The following is an 18,615-nucleotide window of genomic DNA, read 5'->3' on the forward strand; positions in this document are numbered from 1 at the left end:
TAATCTATGAAAAAAGAAATTGTTGAACGAATTTGAGCGAAGTTAGAATCCGCCGAAGCTGAATTCTAAGCCTTTTCACTCACGGACCGGATTTTATCGATGAGCCAGTGCCCTTCCCCCGCCGCTGCCCAAGCCAGCGCTCCCCTGCATTTCCACCGCCCTTTGGCCGCCATCGACAGCAGCGCGGCCGAGCAGCTGTTTGAACTGCCCTTCCTCGATCTGCTGTACCGCGCACAGACCGTGCATCGCCAGCACCACCGCGCCAACGAAGTCCAGCTGTCCAGCCTGCTGTCGATCAAGACCGGGGGCTGCGCGGAAGACTGCGGCTATTGCTCGCAGTCGGCGCATCACAAGGAAGCGGGCGTGCCGGCCGGCAAGCTGATGGGCGTGGACGAGGTAGTGCAGGCCGCACAGGCCGCGCGCGACCAGGGCGCGACGCGCTTTTGCATGGGTGCGGCGTGGCGCAATCCCAAGCAACGTGACATGGCCGCGCTCACCGAGATGGTCAGCCAGGTGCGCGCACTCGGGATGGAAACCTGCATGACCCTCGGCATGCTGGAGCAAGCCCAGGCCGAGGCGCTCAAGCAGGCCGGACTGGACTACTACAACCACAACCTCGATACCGCGCCCGATTTCTATGGCCAGGTCATCTCCACCCGCAGCTACCAGGACCGGCTGGACACCCTGCAACGCGTGCAGGAAGCCGGCCTCAACGTGTGCTGCGGCGGCATCATCGGCATGGGCGAGACGCGCGCCCAGCGTGCCGGCCTGATTGCCCAGCTGGCCAGCCTGCCGGTGCCGCCGCAATCAGTGCCGATCAATCACCTGGTGCCGATCGCGGGCACGCCGCTGCAGGATGTGGCACCGCTGGACGAATTCGAATTCGTGCGCACCGTGGCGGTGGCCCGCATCGCCCTGCCGCACGCGGTGATCCGCCTGTCGGCCGGGCGCGAGAGCATGAGCGAGGCGACCCAGGCCCTGTGCTTTGCGGCAGGCGCGAACTCCATCTTCCTCGGGGCCAAGCTGCTGACCACGGCCAATGCGCCGGTCTCGGCCGACCTCGACCTGCTGCAGCGCCTGGGCCTGCAAGCGGCAGCTGCGGCCGCCTGATGCCGCTGCACTGGAGCACTGCCCACTGCGGCGGAGCCTGGGTCATCACCGGCTACGAGGAAGTGGCCGCGGCCTTGCGCGATCCGCGCTTCTCCGTAAGGCGTGCAGCGCGCTGGATCAACAGCGGGCTAGGTGAAAGCGGTAACGGACAGCAGGACGAAGCGCAGCGTGAGTTCAAGCGCCTGTTCTCGCGATCCTTGCTGTTCCTGGACGGCCGCGCCCATCGCCGCCTGCGCGGCGTACTCAATCCGGGATTCAAACCGGCTGACCTGCAAGCCCGGCGTGGCGACATCACCGCACTGGCGCAGCGGCTGGCCGATGCCATCGTGGCCGATCCGCAGGCAGCACGCGGCTTCGATTTCATCGCGCGCTTTGCTCGTCCCCTGCCCGCGCTGGTGATTGCGCAACTGCTGGGATTGCCCGACCGCGTACCGGCGGAATTCATCGACTGGGCAGCCGATCTGGCGGCCTTCATCGGCAGTCCGACGCCGGACGCCACGCAGACCCTCGCGGCGCAACAGGCCATGCGCAATCTGTGTGATTTCTTCAGCCAGGCGCTGGCGCGAGCGGACGAGCTGCCCGAGGCTTGTCTTCTGCGCGGCCTGCTGCAAGACCATGCAAGCGGACAACTGAATCGCAACGAACTGCTGGCCCAGTGCAGTACCCTGCTCTTCGCCGGCTACGAGACCACCCGCAATCTGCTCGGCAATGGCGTGCTCGCCTTGCTGCAACATCCCGCGCAATGGGCCGCACTCAAGGCGCGCCAAGCGGACCCGTCCGCCCTGCGGATGGCCGTGCGGGAGATGCTGCGCCATGACAGCCCGGTGCAGTACACCGGCCGCCGCCTGTTGCAGGACGTGACGCTGGCCGGTCAACGCCTGCAGCGCGGCCAGCTGGCCATCTTGCATATCGGGGAGGCCAATCACGATGCGCGCCGCTTCCGTGATCCGCAGCGCTTCGACATCCGGCGTGACGAAGGCATGCACCTGTCCTTCGGCCAGGGGCCGCATGTCTGCCTGGGGGCGGCGCTGACGCAGCTGGAAGCCGAAATCGCTTTCAGCGTGCTGATGCAGCGCCTGCCCACGCTGTCCCTCGCTGACGAAACGCCGGTGTGGCAAGGCAATGCCGCCTATCGGGCGCTGGATCGCTTGTCCGTATTTTTCTGAAAGCCCCTCCATGCAAGATTTCACCCGTGAGCTGGATGCCCTCGCCAGCCAGAGCCTGCTGCGCACGCGGCGTGTGGTCGACGGTCCGCAGGGACCGCTGCTGCAGGTCGATGGACACGACGAATTGTCCTTCTGCAGCAATGATTACCTGGGCCTGGCCAACCATCCGCAGCTCATCGCCGCTGCCGCCGAGGCCTTGCAGCGCTATGGCGTGGGTGCAGCGGCCTCGCCTCTGATCAGCGGCCACAGCCGCGCTCATGAAACGCTGGAAGCCGAACTGGCGGCCTTTGTCCGCATGCCTTCGGCGCTGGTGTTCGGCAATGGCTACATGGCCAACCTGGGGGTCGCCGCAGCGCTGGCCGGCAAAGGAGACACCGTCGTCGTCGACCGCCTGGCCCATGCCTCGCTGATCGATGGCGCACGCTTGTCCGGGGCCAGCCTGAAGGTATTTCCGCACAACGATGTGAGCCGTCTGGAGCAGGTGCTCTCCCGCTGCAGCAGCTCTCGCAAGCTGGTGCTCACCGATGCTGTCTTCAGCATGGATGGCGACCTGGCCCCGCTGGCCGAACTGGCGGCAGTGTGCGCCCGGCATGGGGCCTGGCTGCTGGTGGATGACGCCCATGGCCTGGGCGTACTTGGCCCGCAAGGACGAGGCAGCCTGGCCCTGGCGGGCGTGCAGGCGCCGCACGTGCTGCTGATGGGCACACTGGGCAAGGCGGCCGGGGTGGCCGGCGCTTTCGTGGCCGGTGACGCCGGCGTGCTTGCATGGATCCTGCAGCGCGCCCGTACCTACATGTTCAGCACGGCGCATCCCCCCGCGCTGGCCGCCGCCACCTCGGCCAGCCTGCGCCTGATCGCCCGCGAAGAGTGGCGGCGCGCGCATCTACAGGTACTGGCCAAGCAATTGCGCAGCGGACTGGCGGGGCTGCCGTGGACACTGCTGCCCTCCCCGACCGCCATCCAGCCGCTGATCGTGGGCGACAATGCGGCCGCCCGCGCCCTCTCGGCGGCTCTGCGCGTCAGGGGCATCTGGGTGCCGGCGATCTGCCCGCCCACGGTCCCCAAGGGGACAGCCCGGCTGCGCATCAGCCTGTCAGCCCTGCATACCCCGGCCGATGTGGCGCGCCTGGTGGCGGCACTGAGATCACTGGCCCAAGGAGAATCCGCATGACCATGGCAAGCCCGCTGGCCGCCCGCAGCCTGCGCAGCGTGTGGCATCCCTGCACCCAGATGCGCCAGCACGAGCGCACGCCTCCCATCGCGCTGGCCCGTGCGCACGGTGCATGGCTGGTCGATACCGAGGGACGGCGCTATCTGGATGCCATCAGTTCCTGGTGGGTCAATCTGTTCGGCCACACCAATGCGCGCATCAATGCGGCCCTGATCGACCAGTTGGGCCAGCTGGAGCACGCCATGCTCGCAGGCTTCACGCATGAGCCGGTGGTGCAGCTCTCCGAGCGGCTGGCGGCGCTGACGGAGCATGCGCTGGGCCATTGCTTCTATGCCTCGGACGGTGCCTCGGCGGTGGAGATCGCGCTGAAAATGAGCGTGCATGCATGGCGCAATGCCGGGCATGCAGACAAGAATGAATTCATCTGCATCGCCGGCGGCTATCACGGCGAGACCGTGGGGGCGCTCGGCGTGACCGACACGCCGCTCTTTCGCAGTGCCTATGAATCCCTGCTGCGTCCGGCACATATCGCTGCCTCGCCCGATGCGCGACAGGCTGCACCGGGCGAGACGGCCGCCGATGTCAGCCGCCGCGCGCTGGCCGATGTGGAAAGGCTGCTGCAGGAACGCAGGGGACGCATTGCCGCCCTCATCGTCGAACCGCTGGTGCAATGCGCTGCGGGCATGGCCATGCATGATCCACAGTATGTGCGCGGACTGCGCGGGCTGTGCGATGCCTACGGCGCGCACCTCATCGCGGACGAGATCGCGGTCGGCTGCGGGCGTACCGGCCGCTTCTTCGCCTGTGAGCAGGCGGGCGTGTGGCCGGATCTGCTGTGCCTGTCCAAGGGTATCAGCGGTGGCTACCTGCCGCTGTCGCTGGTGATGGCCAGCGAGGCCATCTATGCCGCTTTTTACGATGACGATGTGCGGCGCGGCTTCCTGCATTCGCACTCCTATACCGGCAATGCACTGGCGTGCCGTGCTGCGCTGGCGACGCTGGACATCTTCGCGCAGGAACAGGTGCTGGACCGCAATGCACGGTTCGCCCCGGTGCTGGCCCAGGCCCTGCAGCCGCTGGCGCAGGATGCGCGGGTGCGGCACGTGCGCCAGCGCGGCATGATCTGGGCTTGTGATGCGCGCATCAATGATGCGTCCGTAGCGGCAGGGTTTGCGCGCCGGCTCGCCGACGAGGCCGCGCAACGCGAACTGCTGGTGCGCCCGATCGGCAAGACGCTTTACGTGATGCCGCCCTACATCCTCGATGCGGCCCAGGCGCAATGGATGGGCGAGCGTCTGCATGCGGCCTTCGATGCGGCGATGCGCGCGGAGGCTCGCCCATGAGCGGCCGCAGCTATTTCGTCACCGGTACCGATACCGGCGTGGGCAAGACGCTGGTGGCGTCCGCGCTCATCCACCTGCACGCCGCGCGAGGCATGCGTGCCGGCGGCATGAAGCCGGTGGCATCCGGAGCTTTCCTGCAGGACGGCGTCTGGTGCAACGAGGATGTGCAGGCCTTGCAGGCCGCGGCCAATGTGGATTTGCCGCTGCACCTGGTGAATCCCTACCTGCTGCGGCAGGCCACGGCACCGCACATTGCGGCGGCGGAGGAAGGCGTGCAGATTGCACTCGATCATCTGGCGCTATGCCATGCGCAATTGCAGTCGGCGTGTGACGTACTGATTGTGGAGGGTGCGGGTGGCTTCATGGTACCGCTCGATGCGGACCACAACAGCGACGATCTGGTGGCCCGGCTGGGCTTGCCGGTAATACTCGTGGTCGGCATCCGCCTTGGCTGCATCAATCATGCCTTGCTGAGTGCGCTGGCCATCCGCGCGCGCGGGCTGCGCCTGGCGGGCTGGGTGGCCAATCATGTCGACGCCCGAGAGACGCAGGCCGGCGCCATGGTGAACACGCTGGTGCGGCGGCTGCAAGCGCCGCTGCTGGGACGTCTGCCCTGGTCACCTGAAATGACGGCGGCGCAAGTGGCTGGTCTTCTTACTTGGCCAGATCCATCTTGACGACGTTGGACGTGCCACTGCGCACGGCCGTGATGTGCTTGTCGTGAATCGTGCGATAGCTGGCCAGTCCCAGTTCTGCCATGGAGTTGGACAATTCCACCAGGTCGGTGACGGCCTCTTCGGAATACATGGCATCGACCTCGTTGGCATCGAGCCAGTGACGGATGCGGCGCTCGCCGGAGAAGACGAAATCGCTCAGCCGCACCCAGTGGCCACCAAGGATGGCAGCCTCCTGGCCGTCGCGGCCGGCCAGCACGCTGTCAACCTGCGTGACCAGCTGGCGCATGCTCTTGCCGCTGCCGTCGACCAGGAACCGCGTGAGCTCCTCTTCGCTGGCGCAGTACCACAGCCACAGGGCATTGAAGGCGGCCTCGATCTGGTGCCCGATGAGGGCAAAGGCCGAGGCGTGGACCGGCATGTCATCACGCAGCAGCAGGATGATGCCGCAGTGATGTTGCTGGGCCACAGTGAGACAACCGATGGCGGCGCAGGCGCGCCGGTCATCGGGCAAAGGCTGGCCGTTGAATTCGGCCGAAATGCGATAGGCAAGGGACTGCGCCCTGGCCAACAGGTGATCCAATTGCATGGGACAACTCCCCTTCGTGTGAGGGCACGTGTACGGACGACTTGTTGTTATTCTTTTCAGCTCACGCCAGTGGCGCCGTCGAGGACAATGCGGATCTTGCGGGCCAGCTCATCGTGGCGGTAAGGTTTGTCGAGGACGGGAAATTCGCCATCGGCACCATGCCGCTCTATCGATTCACTGGCATAACCGGTAGTTAATAAAATTTTGATGGAAGGTATCATGCGCCGGGCCTCTCGCGCCAGTACCACGCCATTCATGCTGCCCGGCATGATGAGGTCGGTGAAAAGCAGATCCACCTTCGGTTCGGAACGCAGCACCTGCAAGGCTTCCGTCGGTGAATTCACCATGCTGACGCGATAGCCCAGGCTTTCCAGCATCGCCTGGGCCAGCTCGGCGACCTCGATTCTATCGTCAACCACCAGAATGTGCTCGTGACCGCCTTGGGTATGCGTGCGGTTGTCATACTCGAAGGCCCCCCCGACCTGGTCCTGCGTGGCCGGGAAGTAGATCGAGACGGTCGTGCCGCGCTCTGCGCTGGAGACGATGCGCACGGATCCGCCGGACTGCTTGACGAAGCCATACACCATCGACAGACCGAGGCCGGTGCCCTTGCCTTCGTCCTTGGTAGTGAAAAACGGGTCCATCACGCGCGGGAGGATGTCCGCAGGAATGCCGGGGCCGTTGTCCGTGACCGCGATGCAGACATAGAGACCGGGTTTTACGCCCAGCTGGATGGCACGATCTTCCGAGCTCAGGTCTTCATTGCTTGTATGGATTTTTACCGTTCCCTTGCCGGAAATCGCATCGCGCGCATTGATGAGCACGTTCAGCAATGCCACTTCCATCTGGGTCGGATCGAGACGGCAATTCCACAGGCCCGAGGCCAGCTCGGTTTGGACCTCGATATCGCCACCGAGCGTGCGTTGCACGAGATCGGTGAAACCTTCCGTGAGCGAATTCAGGTTGATGGTGCGCCCCTCCAGCCGCTGCTTGCGGGCGAAGGCCAGCAATTGCTGGGTCAGCATGGCCGCCTTGCCGGAAGCCTTGCGGATGCTGTCGGCGCTGCGCGAGACACGCCCGAGGTCGGGCGTATCGCTGCGCAGCGCAAGATTGATGATGTCCAGGTAGCCGCTGATGACCTGCAGCAGGTTGTTGAAGTCATGCGCAATGCCGCCGGTGAGCTGGCCCAGCGCTTCCATCTTGCGCGCCTGGCCCAGGGCCTGTTCGGCGTCGCGGCGGCGGCTGATGTCCAGTTGCGAGCTGAAGAAGTATTTCAGTTCGCCATGCTGGTCATAGACCGGTGAAATGAAGAGCGCATTCCAGAACGTCGAGCCATTCTTGCGGTAGTTCAGCAGCTCGGTGGCGAGCTCGCGCTTTTCCGCCACGGCCTGGCGCACTTGTGCGACCACTGCGCGATCGGTCTCCGGGCCTTGCAGGAACCGGCAGTTCTTGCCCACGACCTCGGCCCGGCTGTAGCCGGTCATGTTCATGAAGGCGTTGTTGACGAAGATGATCGGATTGTCCGGCTTGTTGGGATCGGACACGATCATCGGCATGCGCGTCATTTCGACGGCTGCGAAGAAGATATCGTTGGCGTCATCGCCTACCGCGACCTTGGCGTGGTCGTTGCGCATTCCTGCATCATTGAAGTCGTCGGCAGGCCAATGCACCGTGGGGTGCTTGGCGGTGTTGGGCATTGTATTTTTCTCCAGTGGGCTGGGCTCGGTTGCAGTGAGGTAACGGGAAGCGAGCTGCTTTCAGGAGTTTGGACACGGACGACCTCAACGGTTCCCGGCCCAATTGCAACAAGAATGCGAGTGTCCTGTTACATGTTGAGATGCATTTTGCGCAGCCCTTGCTGCAGGCCGGATTGCCATGGATGAGCTTGACGGGATGGCGTGCTGTCCTACGGCAACATGCGGCCCTGATCCAGTGTGTAGCTGCGGTCGCTGACCAGGCCGGCGAAGTGCGTATTCTGTTCGCAGAGGAGGATGGACATGCCGCGCCGTTTCAATTGCAGGATCATGTTCGCCATCTGCTCCACAATCACCGGGGCCACGCCTTCGGAAGGCTCATCCAGCAACAGCAGGTGCGGATTGCCCATGAGCGTGCGGGCAATGGTCAGCATCTGCTGTTCGCCGCCGCTCATGCGCCCGCCGGGGCGATGCGGCATGGCGCCCAGGTTGGGGAAGAGCGCGAAGAGCGCCTGCGGCGTCCATGCCGGCTCGCCCGCGCGCGCAGGCTGCCGACCGGTTTCCAGATTCTGCAGAACGCTCAGTTCGGTGAAGATGCGCCGGTCCTCGGGCACGAAACCGAGTCCCAGGCGGGCGCGCTGGAAAGGGGCCAGGCGCGTGATGTCGCGGCCCTCCAGCGTGACCTGGCCCTGCGTGCCTTCCAGCAAGCCCATCAGCGCCTTGAGCGTAGTGGATTTTCCCGCGCCGTTGCGCCCGGTGAGCGCGACCACTTCGCCGCGCCCCACTTCCAGCGAGAGATCGAACAGGATATGCGCCTGCCCATAGAAGGCATGCAGTCCCTCGACCATCAACAATGGCCCACTCATGCCGGGCTCCCGAAGCTGGCACCCGAGCCGAAGTAGACCTCGCGTACCCGCGCGTCCTGGCGCACTTCCTCGGGTGCGCCTTGCGCGATCAACTGGCCGCGCGCGAGCACGATGATGCGGTCGGCAAACGCGAATACCACATCCATGCTGTGCTCGGTGAAGAGTACCGACAAGCCGCGTTCGCTGACCAGGCGGCGCGTCAGGGCCATCAGCTCCTGACGCTCATACGGGGCCATGCCGGCGGTCGGTTCATCCATCAACAGCAGACGCGGCGCATTGGACAGCGCCATGGCCAGCTCGACGCGCTTGATGTCGCCATAGGCCAGCACGCCGCAGGCCCGTCCGGCCTGATCAGCCATGCCGACCTGCGCCAGCAAGGCCATCGCTTCATCGCGCAGGCAAGCCGCAGCGGGACGCCATAGCTGCCACAGCCGGCGACGATGCGAGAGCAAGGCGGCCTGGACGTTTTCGAGCACGGTCAGGGATGCGAAGGCGGCCGACACCTGGAAAGTCCGCCCCACGCCGCGCCGCCAGATGCGGCGTGCATCAAGGCCGGCAATGTCCTCGCCATCGAGCAGCACGCGCCCGGCATCCGGACGCAACTGGCCGTTGATGAGATTGAAGCAGGTGGACTTGCCGGCACCGTTCGGTCCGATCAGCGCCAGCATCTCGCCGGCCGGCAGCGTAAAGGAAACGCCATCCAGCGCGGCGACACCGCCGAAGGATTTGCGCAGGCCATCGATCTGCAGCAGGCTCATGGGCCCTCCTCCCGCTTCAACGGTGCACGCAGGCGGCTGAACGCGCCTGCCATGCCGCCGGGGAACAGCAACACCAGCAGCAGAATCACGCCGCCCAGCAAGGCACGCCAATAATCGGTCTCGCGCGCCACCAGGTCTTGCAGCCAGGTGAACAGCGCTGCGCCCAGCAGCGGACCGAGCAGGCTCTGCACGCCGCCCAGCAAGACCATCACCAGGCCATCCACCGAGCGCCCCACGCTGGCCACCTCGGGCGAGATGCTGCCCTTGGAGAAGGCGAACAATACACCGGCCAATCCGCAGAACAGCCCGGCGATGGCGAAGCCGCCCCATTGCAGGCGGCGCACATCCATGCCCAGCGACTCGGCGCGCACGGCCGCGTCGCGGGCGGCGCGCAAGGCCAGTCCGAATGGCGCATGGATCACGCGCCGCAGGAGAATGACGCCAAGCGCGGCACAGCCCAGGGCCAGGTAGTAGTACGCCAGCGGCGAGGCCAGCGCTTCAGCGGGACGAATGCCGACCAGCCCGTTGCTGCCTCCGGTCAGGTCATCCCACTGGAAAAAGGTGGCCCAGACAATCTGGGCGAAGGCCAGCGTCAGCATGGCCAGATACACGCCCGACAGCCGCACGCAGAACCAGCCGAACAGGATCGCGCCAGCCATGGCCGCGAGCGCGCCGGCGAGCATGGCCAGCGGCATCGGCCACTGCAGTTTGAGCGTGACCAGTGCGGCGGCATAGGCCCCCAATCCGAAATAGGCGGCGTGACCGAAGGACACCATGCCCCCCGGCCCCATCAGGAAATGCAGGCTGGCGGCGAAGAGGACGGCGATCAGGATTTCCACCATCAGCACCGGCAGATAAGGGAAGCGGCTCGCCAGCAAGGGCAGCGCCAGCAAAGCCAGCAGCGCGGTCCATCCCGCCAGGCGTGCCTTGCGCCCGTGTGTGCGCAACGGCGCGTCATGGCCGGCACCGCTGCGCACCAGCGCCAACGGCTTGCCGAACAGGCCCCACGGGCGCATCACCAGGATGGCCGCCATCACCAGAAATTCCACCACCAGCGTGAGCCGCGAGAGCGAGACCTCGATGCCGAACAAGGAGACATTGCCCAACGCAATGCACAGCGCCTTGACCTCGGCGATCAGCAAGGCAGCGGCGAAGGCACCGCCGAGCGAGCCCATGCCACCGACCACCACCACCACGAAGGCGTTGCCGATGGTATCGAGATCCAGTGCCAGGTTGGCCGGCATGCGTGGCCCTTGCAGCGCGCCGCCCAATCCGGCCAGGAAGCAGCCCAGCGCGAAGACGGCCGTGAACAGCCAGGCCTGATTGACGCCCAGCGCACCGAGCATCTCGCGATCCTGCGTCGCGGCGCGGATGAGCGTGCCCCAGCGCGTGCGGTTGAGCAGCAGCCACAGCAGCCCGAACACCAGCGGACCGATGACGATGAGCAGCAAGTCATACTGAGGCAGCCGACGCCCCAGCAGATGTACGGCGCCGGAGAGCCCGGGCGCACGCGGGCCGAACAGGTCTTCCGGCCCCCAGATCCAGAGGGCGGCATCCTTGATGATGAGGACGAGGGCAAAGGTGGCCAGCAGCTGGAACAGTTCCGGCGCACGATAGATGCGACGCAAGACCAGCACTTCCACCACGGCACCCAGCGCGGCCACGGTGAGCGCGGCCAGCAGCAGTGCGCCCCAGAAACCGAGCGCCGTGCTGCCCAGCCGTTCCACCAGGCTGTAGGCCACATACAGCCCCAGCATGTAGAACGAGCCATGCGCAAAATTGACGATCCGTGTAACGCCGAAGATCAGCGACAGGCCTGCCGCCACCAAAAACATCGCGGAAGCATCGGCCAGGCCATTGAGCAGCTGGACGGTGAGGCTGGCAAGCGTCATGGCATCAGCAACGGCCGCATTGGAACGTGAGCAAGATCAGCGTGGCAGGTCAATCCGCCGGACGCAGCTTCTTGACCTCGGCATCCGGCAACTGCAGGCTGGCGCCGTCGACATAGCTGAAGCTGGTCATGATGCCCTTGCCGTCCTTGATGCCGGTACGACCGACGAAAGCGCCCAGCGTGGACTGGTGATCCTGCGGGCGATAGACGATGGAGGCCACCGGCGTCTCCACCTTCAGGCCCGAGAAGGCCGCAGCGAGCTTGTCGGCATCGGTGCTGCCGGCCTTCTTGATGCCGGCGGCAATCGACATCAACGCGCTGTAGCCGACCAGCGAACCATTGCGCGGGTAGTCGTTGAATTTCTTGCGATAGGCGTCCACGAATTTCTTGTGTTCGGGGGTGTTGATGGCGTACCAGGGATAGCCGGTGACGATCCAGTTCTGCGGGGCTTCGTTCTTCAGCGGATCGAGGTATTCAGGTTCGCCGGTCAGCAGCGACACCACCTCCACCTGATCGAACAGGCCGCGCGTATTGCCTTCACGCACGAACTTGCCCAGATCGGCGGCGAAGAGTGCATTGAAGATGGCATCCGGCTTGGCATCGGCCAGCGCCTGCGTGACCGCGCCCGCATCGATCTTGCCCAGCGGCGGCGCTTGTTCGGCGACGAATTCCACATCCGGCTGGGCTTGCTTGAGCAGGGTCTTGAAGCTGGCGACGGCGGACTGGCCGTATTCATAGTTGGGATAGACGATGGCCCAGCGTTTCTTCTTCAGCTTGGCGGCTTCTTTCACCACCGACGCCACCAGCATGTAGGTGGACGGACGCAGGCGGTAGGTGTACTTGTTGCCGTTCTGCCAGACGATCTTGTCGGTCAGCGGCTCGGCCGCCAGGAAGAAGACCTTGTGCTGCTTGGCGTAATCGGTGAGCGCCAGGCCGGTATTGGAGAGGAAGCCGCCAAAGAGCAGCGCCACGCGTTCACGCGCCATCAGTTCTTCGGCCACGCGTACCGAATCGCCGGGGTTGCCATTGTCGTCGCGGGCGATCACTTCCAGCTTCTTGCCCAGCACGCCACCGGCTGCATTGACTTCATCCAGGGCCATCTCCCAGCCCCGGCGGTACGGCTCGAGGAAGGCAGGCTGCGCCTTGTAGCTGTTGATCTCGCCGATCTTGATGGTCTCCTGGGCCTGGGCTGCGCCTGCAGAAAGATTCACGATGGTCGCGGCGCACGCCCACAGCAGGCCGCGCTGGAAGTTGAAATGGTTCACGTCATTCCCTTCTGGTGAGAGTGCCCCGGCCGTTGCGGCGCGCGGCGCGGGCGTAATGATAACCGCTGGCGCGGCCGTGTGCAGATTACTTCACACGCTGTTTTTCCAGCTTGCGCGCCAGGGTACGGCGGTGCATACCGAGGCGGCGCGCGGTTTCGGAGATGTTGAAATCGGTTTCCACCAGCACCTCGTGGATGCGTTCCCATTCCAGGGTCTTGATGGAGGTGGCGCGCGCGGGCAGTTCGACGTCGGAGGCACCGGCCACGTGGCCGAAGGCGGCTTCGATGTCGTCGGTATTGGAGGGTTTGGCGAGGTACTGGCAGGCGCCCAGCTTGATGGCTTCCACCGCCGTGGTGATGCTGGCGAAGCCGGTCAACACGACAATGAGCATGGCTTCATCGTGGGCATGCAGCATCTGCACGCAAGCCAGGCCGGAGGCGTTGCCGCCCAGTTTCAGGTCGACCACGGCATAGCCGGGACTGTGTTCTTTCAGGTGGGCCGCCGCTTCCTCCTGGCTGGCGGCCAGCAGGACGGTGTAGCCGCGACGCTCGAAGGAGCGTCCCAAGGTGCGTGCGAAGGCGGCGTCGTCCTCGATGATCAGAAGCAGGCGATCAGCCGGCATGTGCATTTCCTATTTTTCTGCTTTGCCAAAGCCGGTATTGTAAGGCGAGACGGCGCCGGACATCGCCAGCACATGAAGAAAAAGGAAATGATCACGGTCAATGCCGCGTCAGGCGCGGCTTGCGGCACATCAAGCGCCCATCGGATAGTCCGGTGGTTCGCTGCTAGGCTCCGTTTCGGTCAGCGGGGCCAGGCTGATGGCCGACAGCGGCAGCTCAAGCGTCACGCGCGCACCACCCGCGGCACGATTGCTGGCCCAGACCCGTCCGCCCAGCTTGCGCGCGACGTTGACCACAAAGAACAGGCCCAGGCCACGACCCGGCTTGCCCTTGGTGGACTGGTAGGGCTTGCCGATCTGGTTGATCATCCAGTCGGGGAAGCCGGGGCCGCGATCGCTCACTTCCATGAGCAGCAGATCCCCTTCCCGCCTCACCTCCAGCGCCAGCCATTGCGGCGAGACCTCGAAGGCATTGTCCAGCACGTTGCCCAGCATCTGCTTGATGGCCGAGTCGAAGGCGACCGGCACATCCTGCCCGATCAGGTTGCGGTATTCGAAGATCTCCACCGGCCGCGTCTTGCGCCAGTCTTCGGCGACGCTGTCGAGGAAGGTGTTGATCGTGGTCTTGATGGACGATTCGCCGCGCGCCTCGCCGGCCGACAGCAACACGCCGCTGACGATGGATTTGCAGCGCTGCAGCTGGGCTTCCATCTCGGCGATGTCTTCCAGCATGTCGGCGCGCTGGCTGATTTCGGGCATGCGCTTCCAGTCACCCAAGATCACGGAGACGGTCGCCAGCGGCGTGCCCAGCTCGTGCGCCGCACCGGAAGCCAGCAGGCCCATGCGCACGATATGGTCCTCTTCAGCGGCACGCTGGCGCAGGTCGGCCAGCAAGGCATCACCGGCGCGCAGGTTGCTGCTGATGCGGGTGATGAAGAACACCATCAGCCCGGCATTGAGCAGGAAGCAGATCAGCGTACCCTCCACATACAGGCTCAGCAAGCCCGCGTTGTGGTCCGGCGGCAGTGCCAGCGGCTCGGAAAACAGTGCCAGCCCCGCCAGGCAGGCCATGGTCACGGCGACGATGGCCCAGCTCGACCAGGGCTTCAGGAGCACGGCCGAGAGGATGATCTGCATCAGGTACAGGAACGCGAAGGGATTGGTGATACCGCCGCTCAGGTAAAGCTGGAAGGTCAGCACCGCCACATCCACCAGCAAGGCCAGGAACAGTTCGGCATTGGTGGCGATGCGCCGTTCATGCCAGCGCAGGTGGCTGGCGATGTTGAAGGCGATCAGGCAGGAAAGCACCTCCAGCATGTGCGGCAGCGGCAGGTGCAGGTCGAACACCAGCACCACGAAGGCAATCGTGGAGACCTGCCCCAGCACCGCCAGCCAGCGCAGCTGGATCAGCAGCAGCATGTTCTGGTGGCCGGCCGGGTTCTGCTCGCCCTGGCGCAGGCGCTGCCAGCGCTCGCGCAGGGTCTTGCGCTTGGCGACGGTGTCGGAGGCAGTCATCGCTCAGCCCCTGGCTTGCGCATCCTGGATGCGCTGGCGCCAGCGGCGTTCGTCGCGGATCACCCAATAGCCCGCACCCAGCGACATGAGCGCCAGGGCATACCAGGTCAGGGCATAGACCAGGTGGCTGTTGTGGAAGGCGATCACGGTCAGGCCGCCGACGGGTTTCTGCGCATCAGGAGCGCTGGCGGCATTGGCTTCCGACGACGCCTTGTCGGCATCGACGAAATACGGTGCCACCTGCCCCGCTGGCAAATGTCGGGCTTGTGCAATTGCCTTCACATCGCGCGAATACCAGCGGTTCTGCGCGGCGTCATTGCTGCGCAGGAAACCGCCGCCCTGCTCGCTCATGCGCAGCAATCCAGTCACTTCGTTCAGTTGGCCTGCAGGCGCATCCGCCAGCTGGGAGTCAGCCAGTTTGAGCGGCGAGACCGGCACGAACCCGCGATTGATCAGCACTACGCTGCCATCGGCCATCTGCAAGGGCGTCAGCAGCCACGCTCCGCTGCCCAGGTCGGTACTGGCCTGCACGGCCACCGTCTTGCTGTACAGGTAGCGGCCGCTCAAGGCCACGCGCTTGTACTCATCGCGTTCGGCGGTCACGTTCGGCCAGTCCTGCGCAGCGGGTGGCGCCACCGGTGCGGCGTGCACCCGGGCGTCGACCTTGGCGATCAGGTCCAGCTTCCATTGCAGGCGATAGACCTGCCAGGTTCCCAGCGCAGCGAAGACCAGAAAGAAAAATCCCGCCAAAAGCGTCAGCAGCAACAAGCTGGCCTTTGTGCGGGATACCGGGGCGGCTTGCGCCGCCCCGCTTTCTTTGCCTTGCGTCACGCCATCAGTTGGCGTCGGGCTCATTTCGATGGGGCTGCGCCGTGTTGCATGCCCTGCATGCCCTGCATCGACTGCGGCACGGTTTCGGTCGGCATGTTTTCAGGCGACATGGTCGGCATCATGTTGTGGTTCAGGTGATACATGACCCACAGCGAACCGGACAGCGTAATGACCACGATGACGATGGTGAAGATCATCGCCAGCATGTTCCAGCCGCCTTCGGACTTGCCGTTCATGTGCAGGAAGTAGCGGATGTGCACCACGATCTGCACGGCCGCCAGGGCCAGCAGCACGATGCCCAGGGTCGCCGAGCTGGCGATGGTCTTGTTCATGACCATCCAGAACGGGATCGCGGTCAGGATCACGGCCAGCACGAAGCCGGTGACGTAATCCTTCATCGTGCCGTGGGCGGCGTGGTCGCCATGACCATGGCCGTGACCATGGTCATGGTCGTCGTGATGGCCCATCGGTCGGGCCGGGTGTTCTTGGTGGCCGCGGCTCATGGCAGGACTCCCATCAGATAGACAAAGGTGAAGACGCCGATCCAGACCACGTCCAGGAAGTGCCAGAACATCGACAGGCACATCAGGCGGCGGCCGTTGGCTTCGGTCAGGCCGTGCTTGTTGATCTGGAACAGCAGCACGATCAGCCAGATGATGCCGAACGTCACGTGCAGGCCGTGGGTTCCGACCAGCGCGAAGAACGAGGTCAGGAAGCCGCTGCGGGACGGGCCCGCGCCTTCGTGGATCAGGTGCAGGAACTCATACAGTTCGAAGTAGATGAAGCCGGCACCCAGCAGACCCGTGATGATCAGCCAGATGATGGTGTTCTGCTGCTTCTTGGCCTGCATGGCCAGCATGGCGAAACCGTAGGTGATCGACGACAGCAGCAGCAGCGCGGTGTTCAGCGCCACCAGCGGCAGGTCGAACAGCTCGGCACCGGTCGGACCGCCTGCATAGTTGCGGCCCAGGACGGCGTAGCACGCAAACAGGCAGGCGAAGATCAGGCAATCGCTCATCAGGTAGATCCAGAAGCCCAGCAAAGTGCCGTTCTCCGGATGGTGATGGCGGACGAAGTAGCGCGAGCTAGGCGTCGCGTCGGCCGTGTGGTTGATTGCTTCAGACATGGCTATTCAACAGACGTGTGCGCTCTGCTTCGACACGGACGACTTCGTCGGCCGGGATGTAGTAGTCGCGGTTGTAATTAAAGGTGTGGATGATGGTGGCGGCAACCAGAACAACGAAGATTGCCACGGCCGGCAGCCACATGTGCCAGATCAGGGTGAAGCCCAGCGCTGCCGACAGCGCAGCGATGATGAAGCCGGCACCGGTGTTCTTGGGCATGTGGATTTCCACGAAATCACCCAGCGGACGCTGATACTTGTTCTTCTTCATGTCAGCCCAGGCGTCGTTGTCATGCACGACCGGGGTGAAGGCGAAGTTGTAGGCCGGCGGCGGCGAGGAAGTCGACCATTCCAGGGTACGGCCGTTCCACGGGTCGCCGGTCACATCGGCCAGCTTCTTGCGGTCGCGGATCGAGACGGCGATCTGGATGATGAAGGAACCGATGCCCAGGGCGATCAGGCCAGCACCAACGGCAGCGGTGACGAACCAGATCTGCAGCGACGGATCATCGAAGTGGCTCATGCGGCGGGTCACGCCCATCAGGCCCAGTACATACAGCGGCATGAAGGCCAGGTAGAAGCCGACCAGCCAGAACCAGAACGAGCACTTGCCCCAGAATTCGTTCAGCTTGAAGCCGAAGGCCTTCGGGAACCAGAAGTTGATGCCGGCGAACATGCCGAACACCACGCCGCCGATGATGACGTTGTGGAAGTGGGCGATCAGGAACAGCGAGTTGTGCAGCACGAAGTCAGCCGGGGGAACGGCCAGCAGCACGCCGGTCATGCCACCGATGACGAAGGTGACCATGAAACCGATGGTCCACAGCATCGGGACTTCGAAGCGGATGCGGCCACGGTACATCGTGAAGAGCCAGTTGAAGATCTTGGCACCGGTCGGGATCGAGATGATCATCGTGGTGATGCCGAAGAACGAGTTCACGCTGGCACCCGAACCCATGGTGAAGAAGTGGTGCAGCCACACCAGGTAGGACAGGATGGTGATCACCACGGTCGCGTAGACCATGGAGGTGTAGCCGAACAGGCGCTTGCCGCTGAAGGTCGAGACGATTTCAGAGAAGATGCCGAAGGCCGGCAGCACCAGGATGTAGACCTCGGGGTGGCCCCAGATCCAGATCAGGTTCACGTACATCATGGCGTTGCCGCCCATGTCGTTGGTGAAGAAGTTGGTGCCGAAGACGCGATCCAGGGACAGCATGGCCAGCACGGCGGTCAGCACAGGGAAGGCAGCCACGATCAGGACGTTGGTACACAGCGAGGTCCAGGTGAAGACCGGCATCTTCATCATGTTCATGCCCGGGGCGCGCATCTTGACGATGGTCACCACCAGGTTGATGCCTGAGAGCAGTGTCCCTACCCCGGCCACCTGCAAGGCCCAGATGTAGTAATCCACCCCCACGTCAGGGCTGTACAGGATGCCCGACAGCGGCGGGTAAGCCAGCCAGCCGGTGCGGGCGAATTCGCCCACGAACAGCGAGGCCATCACCAGCAGTGCGCCGAAGGTGGTCATCCAGAAGCTGAAGTTGTTCAGGAAGGGGAAGGCCACGTCACGTGCACCGATCTGCAGGGGCACGACGTAGTTCATCAGACCGGTCACCAGGGGCATGGCCACGAAGAAAATCATGATCACGCCGTGGGCGGTGAACACCTGGTCATAGTGGTGCGGCGGCAGGAAGCCGGCATTGTCGCCAAAGGCGATGGCTTGCTGCGCACGCATCATCAGCGCATCGGCAAAGCCGCGCAGCAGCATGACGATGGCCAGCACGATGTACATGATGCCGATGCGCTTGTGGTCGATACTGGTGAACCAGTCGCGCCACAGCATGCCCCACAGGCGATATTTGGTGAGCAGGCCGAGTACTACTATGCCGCCCAGCGCCACCATGGCGAAGGTACCGATCAGGATCGGCTCATGGTATGGAATCGCTTCCAGACTGAGACGACCGAAGATCAGCTTTATCAGGTCAAAATTGTCAGACATC

Annotated in this window: 17 protein-coding genes; 5 read left to right on the forward strand and 12 right to left on the reverse strand. The window is 64.3% G+C overall.

The annotated features are described in order from the left end of the window. The first annotated feature begins 99 nt into the window (after positions 1-99). The 5 genes from bioB to bioD are packed head-to-tail and all read left to right on the forward strand — an operon-like array spanning position 100 to position 5,467. Entirely contained in the window at positions 100-1,110 is a 1,011-nt protein-coding gene (bioB, locus tag JOD78_RS03720; protein WP_121045554.1) for a biotin synthase BioB, read from the forward strand. Next, positions 1,110-2,276 carry a cytochrome P450 gene (locus tag JOD78_RS03725; RefSeq protein WP_209569734.1) on the forward strand — a complete coding sequence of 389 codons (1,167 nt, stop codon included), beginning with the start codon at positions 1,110-1,112 and terminating at the stop codon, positions 2,274-2,276. Before bioB ends, JOD78_RS03725 begins: the two co-directional genes overlap by 1 nt. Before the next feature lie 10 nt (positions 2,277-2,286). After that, complete coding sequence (gene bioF / locus JOD78_RS03730; protein ID WP_204726430.1) at positions 2,287-3,447, forward strand: 8-amino-7-oxononanoate synthase; 1,161 nt, start codon at positions 2,287-2,289, stop codon at positions 3,445-3,447. Next, positions 3,444-4,790, forward strand: coding sequence for an adenosylmethionine--8-amino-7-oxononanoate transaminase (gene bioA / locus JOD78_RS03735; RefSeq protein ID WP_209569732.1), 1,347 nt, complete (start codon positions 3,444-3,446; stop codon positions 4,788-4,790). Before bioF ends, bioA begins: the two co-directional genes overlap by 4 nt. Next, positions 4,787-5,467, forward strand: a complete 681-nt coding sequence (gene bioD, locus JOD78_RS03740; protein ID WP_209569730.1) for a dethiobiotin synthase — start codon at positions 4,787-4,789, stop codon at positions 5,465-5,467. The genes bioA and bioD overlap by 4 nt, the downstream gene beginning before the upstream one ends. Here bioD and JOD78_RS03745 read toward each other — a convergent pair. The 12 genes from JOD78_RS03745 to cyoB all read right to left on the reverse strand — a co-directional run bounded on the left by JOD78_RS03745 (position 5,445) and on the right by cyoB (position 18,614). Next, positions 5,445-6,053, reverse strand: coding sequence for a hypothetical protein (locus tag JOD78_RS03745; protein WP_039785847.1), 609 nt, complete (start codon positions 6,051-6,053; stop codon positions 5,445-5,447). The genes bioD and JOD78_RS03745 overlap by 23 nt on opposite strands. A gap of 56 nt (positions 6,054-6,109) precedes the next feature. Beyond that, positions 6,110-7,750 carry a histidine kinase famiy protein gene (locus tag JOD78_RS03750; protein WP_209569728.1) on the reverse strand — a complete coding sequence of 547 codons (1,641 nt, stop codon included), beginning with the start codon at positions 7,748-7,750 and terminating at the stop codon, positions 6,110-6,112. 209 nt (positions 7,751-7,959) lie between these two features. Then, positions 7,960-8,613 (reverse strand): ABC transporter ATP-binding protein, encoded by a 654-nt coding sequence (locus JOD78_RS03755; protein ID WP_204726433.1) that lies wholly within the window; start codon positions 8,611-8,613, stop codon positions 7,960-7,962. Beyond that, complete coding sequence (locus JOD78_RS03760) at positions 8,610-9,371, reverse strand: ABC transporter ATP-binding protein (RefSeq protein ID WP_121045560.1); 762 nt, start codon at positions 9,369-9,371, stop codon at positions 8,610-8,612. Before JOD78_RS03760 ends, JOD78_RS03755 begins: the two co-directional genes overlap by 4 nt. After that, positions 9,368-11,263: an ABC transporter permease gene (locus JOD78_RS03765; protein WP_209569727.1), complete on the reverse strand. Its 1,896-nt coding sequence runs from the start codon at positions 11,261-11,263 to the stop codon at positions 9,368-9,370. The genes JOD78_RS03760 and JOD78_RS03765 overlap by 4 nt, the downstream gene beginning before the upstream one ends. A gap of 49 nt (positions 11,264-11,312) precedes the next feature. Beyond that, positions 11,313-12,527: an ABC transporter substrate-binding protein gene (locus JOD78_RS03770; RefSeq protein WP_034329238.1), complete on the reverse strand. Its 1,215-nt coding sequence runs from the start codon at positions 12,525-12,527 to the stop codon at positions 11,313-11,315. A gap of 85 nt (positions 12,528-12,612) precedes the next feature. Next, entirely contained in the window at positions 12,613-13,149 is a 537-nt protein-coding gene (locus JOD78_RS03775; protein WP_121045563.1) for a response regulator transcription factor, read from the reverse strand. Between the two features lie 129 nt (positions 13,150-13,278). Beyond that, complete coding sequence (locus JOD78_RS03780; protein WP_209569726.1) at positions 13,279-14,661, reverse strand: ATP-binding protein; 1,383 nt, start codon at positions 14,659-14,661, stop codon at positions 13,279-13,281. Between the two features lie 3 nt (positions 14,662-14,664). Beyond that, positions 14,665-15,516: an SURF1 family protein gene (locus JOD78_RS03785; RefSeq protein WP_209569724.1), complete on the reverse strand. Its 852-nt coding sequence runs from the start codon at positions 15,514-15,516 to the stop codon at positions 14,665-14,667. Then, positions 15,513-15,995, reverse strand: coding sequence for a cytochrome o ubiquinol oxidase subunit IV (gene cyoD / locus JOD78_RS03790; protein ID WP_121045566.1), 483 nt, complete (start codon positions 15,993-15,995; stop codon positions 15,513-15,515). Before cyoD ends, JOD78_RS03785 begins: the two co-directional genes overlap by 4 nt. Next, positions 15,992-16,618, reverse strand: coding sequence for a cytochrome o ubiquinol oxidase subunit III (gene cyoC / locus JOD78_RS03795; RefSeq protein WP_121045567.1), 627 nt, complete (start codon positions 16,616-16,618; stop codon positions 15,992-15,994). Before cyoC ends, cyoD begins: the two co-directional genes overlap by 4 nt. Then, a complete protein-coding gene (gene cyoB, locus JOD78_RS03800; protein ID WP_121045568.1) occupies positions 16,611-18,614 on the reverse strand; it encodes a cytochrome o ubiquinol oxidase subunit I in 2,004 nt (667 codons plus the stop codon). The genes cyoC and cyoB overlap by 8 nt, the downstream gene beginning before the upstream one ends. Position 18,615 lies beyond the last annotated feature (1 nt).

It is taken from the genome of Herbaspirillum sp. 1130 (assembly GCF_017833835.1).
Taxonomy (GTDB): domain Bacteria; phylum Pseudomonadota; class Gammaproteobacteria; order Burkholderiales; family Burkholderiaceae_D; genus Herbaspirillum; species Herbaspirillum huttiense.

Excerpts from the sequence above, each read along its gene's own strand:
- bioB (WP_121045554.1), top strand. The coding sequence starts at position 100 with ATGAGCCAGTGCCCTTCCCCCGCCGCTGCCCAAGCCAGCGCTCCCCTG.
- JOD78_RS03725 (WP_209569734.1), top strand. The coding sequence starts at position 1,110 with ATGCCGCTGCACTGGAGCACTGCCCACTGCGGCGGAGCCTGGGTCATC.
- bioF (WP_204726430.1), top strand. The coding sequence starts at position 2,287 with ATGCAAGATTTCACCCGTGAGCTGGATGCCCTCGCCAGCCAGAGCCTG.
- bioA (WP_209569732.1), top strand. The coding sequence starts at position 3,444 with ATGACCATGGCAAGCCCGCTGGCCGCCCGCAGCCTGCGCAGCGTGTGG.
- bioD (WP_209569730.1), top strand. The coding sequence starts at position 4,787 with ATGAGCGGCCGCAGCTATTTCGTCACCGGTACCGATACCGGCGTGGGC.
- JOD78_RS03745 (WP_039785847.1), bottom strand. The coding sequence starts at position 6,053 with ATGCAATTGGATCACCTGTTGGCCAGGGCGCAGTCCCTTGCCTATCGC.
- JOD78_RS03750 (WP_209569728.1), bottom strand. The coding sequence starts at position 7,750 with ATGCCCAACACCGCCAAGCACCCCACGGTGCATTGGCCTGCCGACGAC.
- JOD78_RS03755 (WP_204726433.1), bottom strand. The coding sequence starts at position 8,613 with ATGAGTGGGCCATTGTTGATGGTCGAGGGACTGCATGCCTTCTATGGG.
- JOD78_RS03760 (WP_121045560.1), bottom strand. The coding sequence starts at position 9,371 with ATGAGCCTGCTGCAGATCGATGGCCTGCGCAAATCCTTCGGCGGTGTC.
- JOD78_RS03765 (WP_209569727.1), bottom strand. The coding sequence starts at position 11,263 with ATGACGCTTGCCAGCCTCACCGTCCAGCTGCTCAATGGCCTGGCCGAT.
- JOD78_RS03775 (WP_121045563.1), bottom strand. The coding sequence starts at position 13,149 with ATGCCGGCTGATCGCCTGCTTCTGATCATCGAGGACGACGCCGCCTTC.
- JOD78_RS03780 (WP_209569726.1), bottom strand. The coding sequence starts at position 14,661 with ATGACTGCCTCCGACACCGTCGCCAAGCGCAAGACCCTGCGCGAGCGC.
- JOD78_RS03785 (WP_209569724.1), bottom strand. The coding sequence starts at position 15,516 with ATGAGCCCGACGCCAACTGATGGCGTGACGCAAGGCAAAGAAAGCGGG.
- cyoD (WP_121045566.1), bottom strand. The coding sequence starts at position 15,995 with ATGAGCCGCGGCCACCAAGAACACCCGGCCCGACCGATGGGCCATCAC.
- cyoC (WP_121045567.1), bottom strand. The coding sequence starts at position 16,618 with ATGTCTGAAGCAATCAACCACACGGCCGACGCGACGCCTAGCTCGCGC.
- cyoB (WP_121045568.1), bottom strand. The coding sequence starts at position 18,614 with ATGTCTGACAATTTTGACCTGATAAAGCTGATCTTCGGTCGTCTCAGT.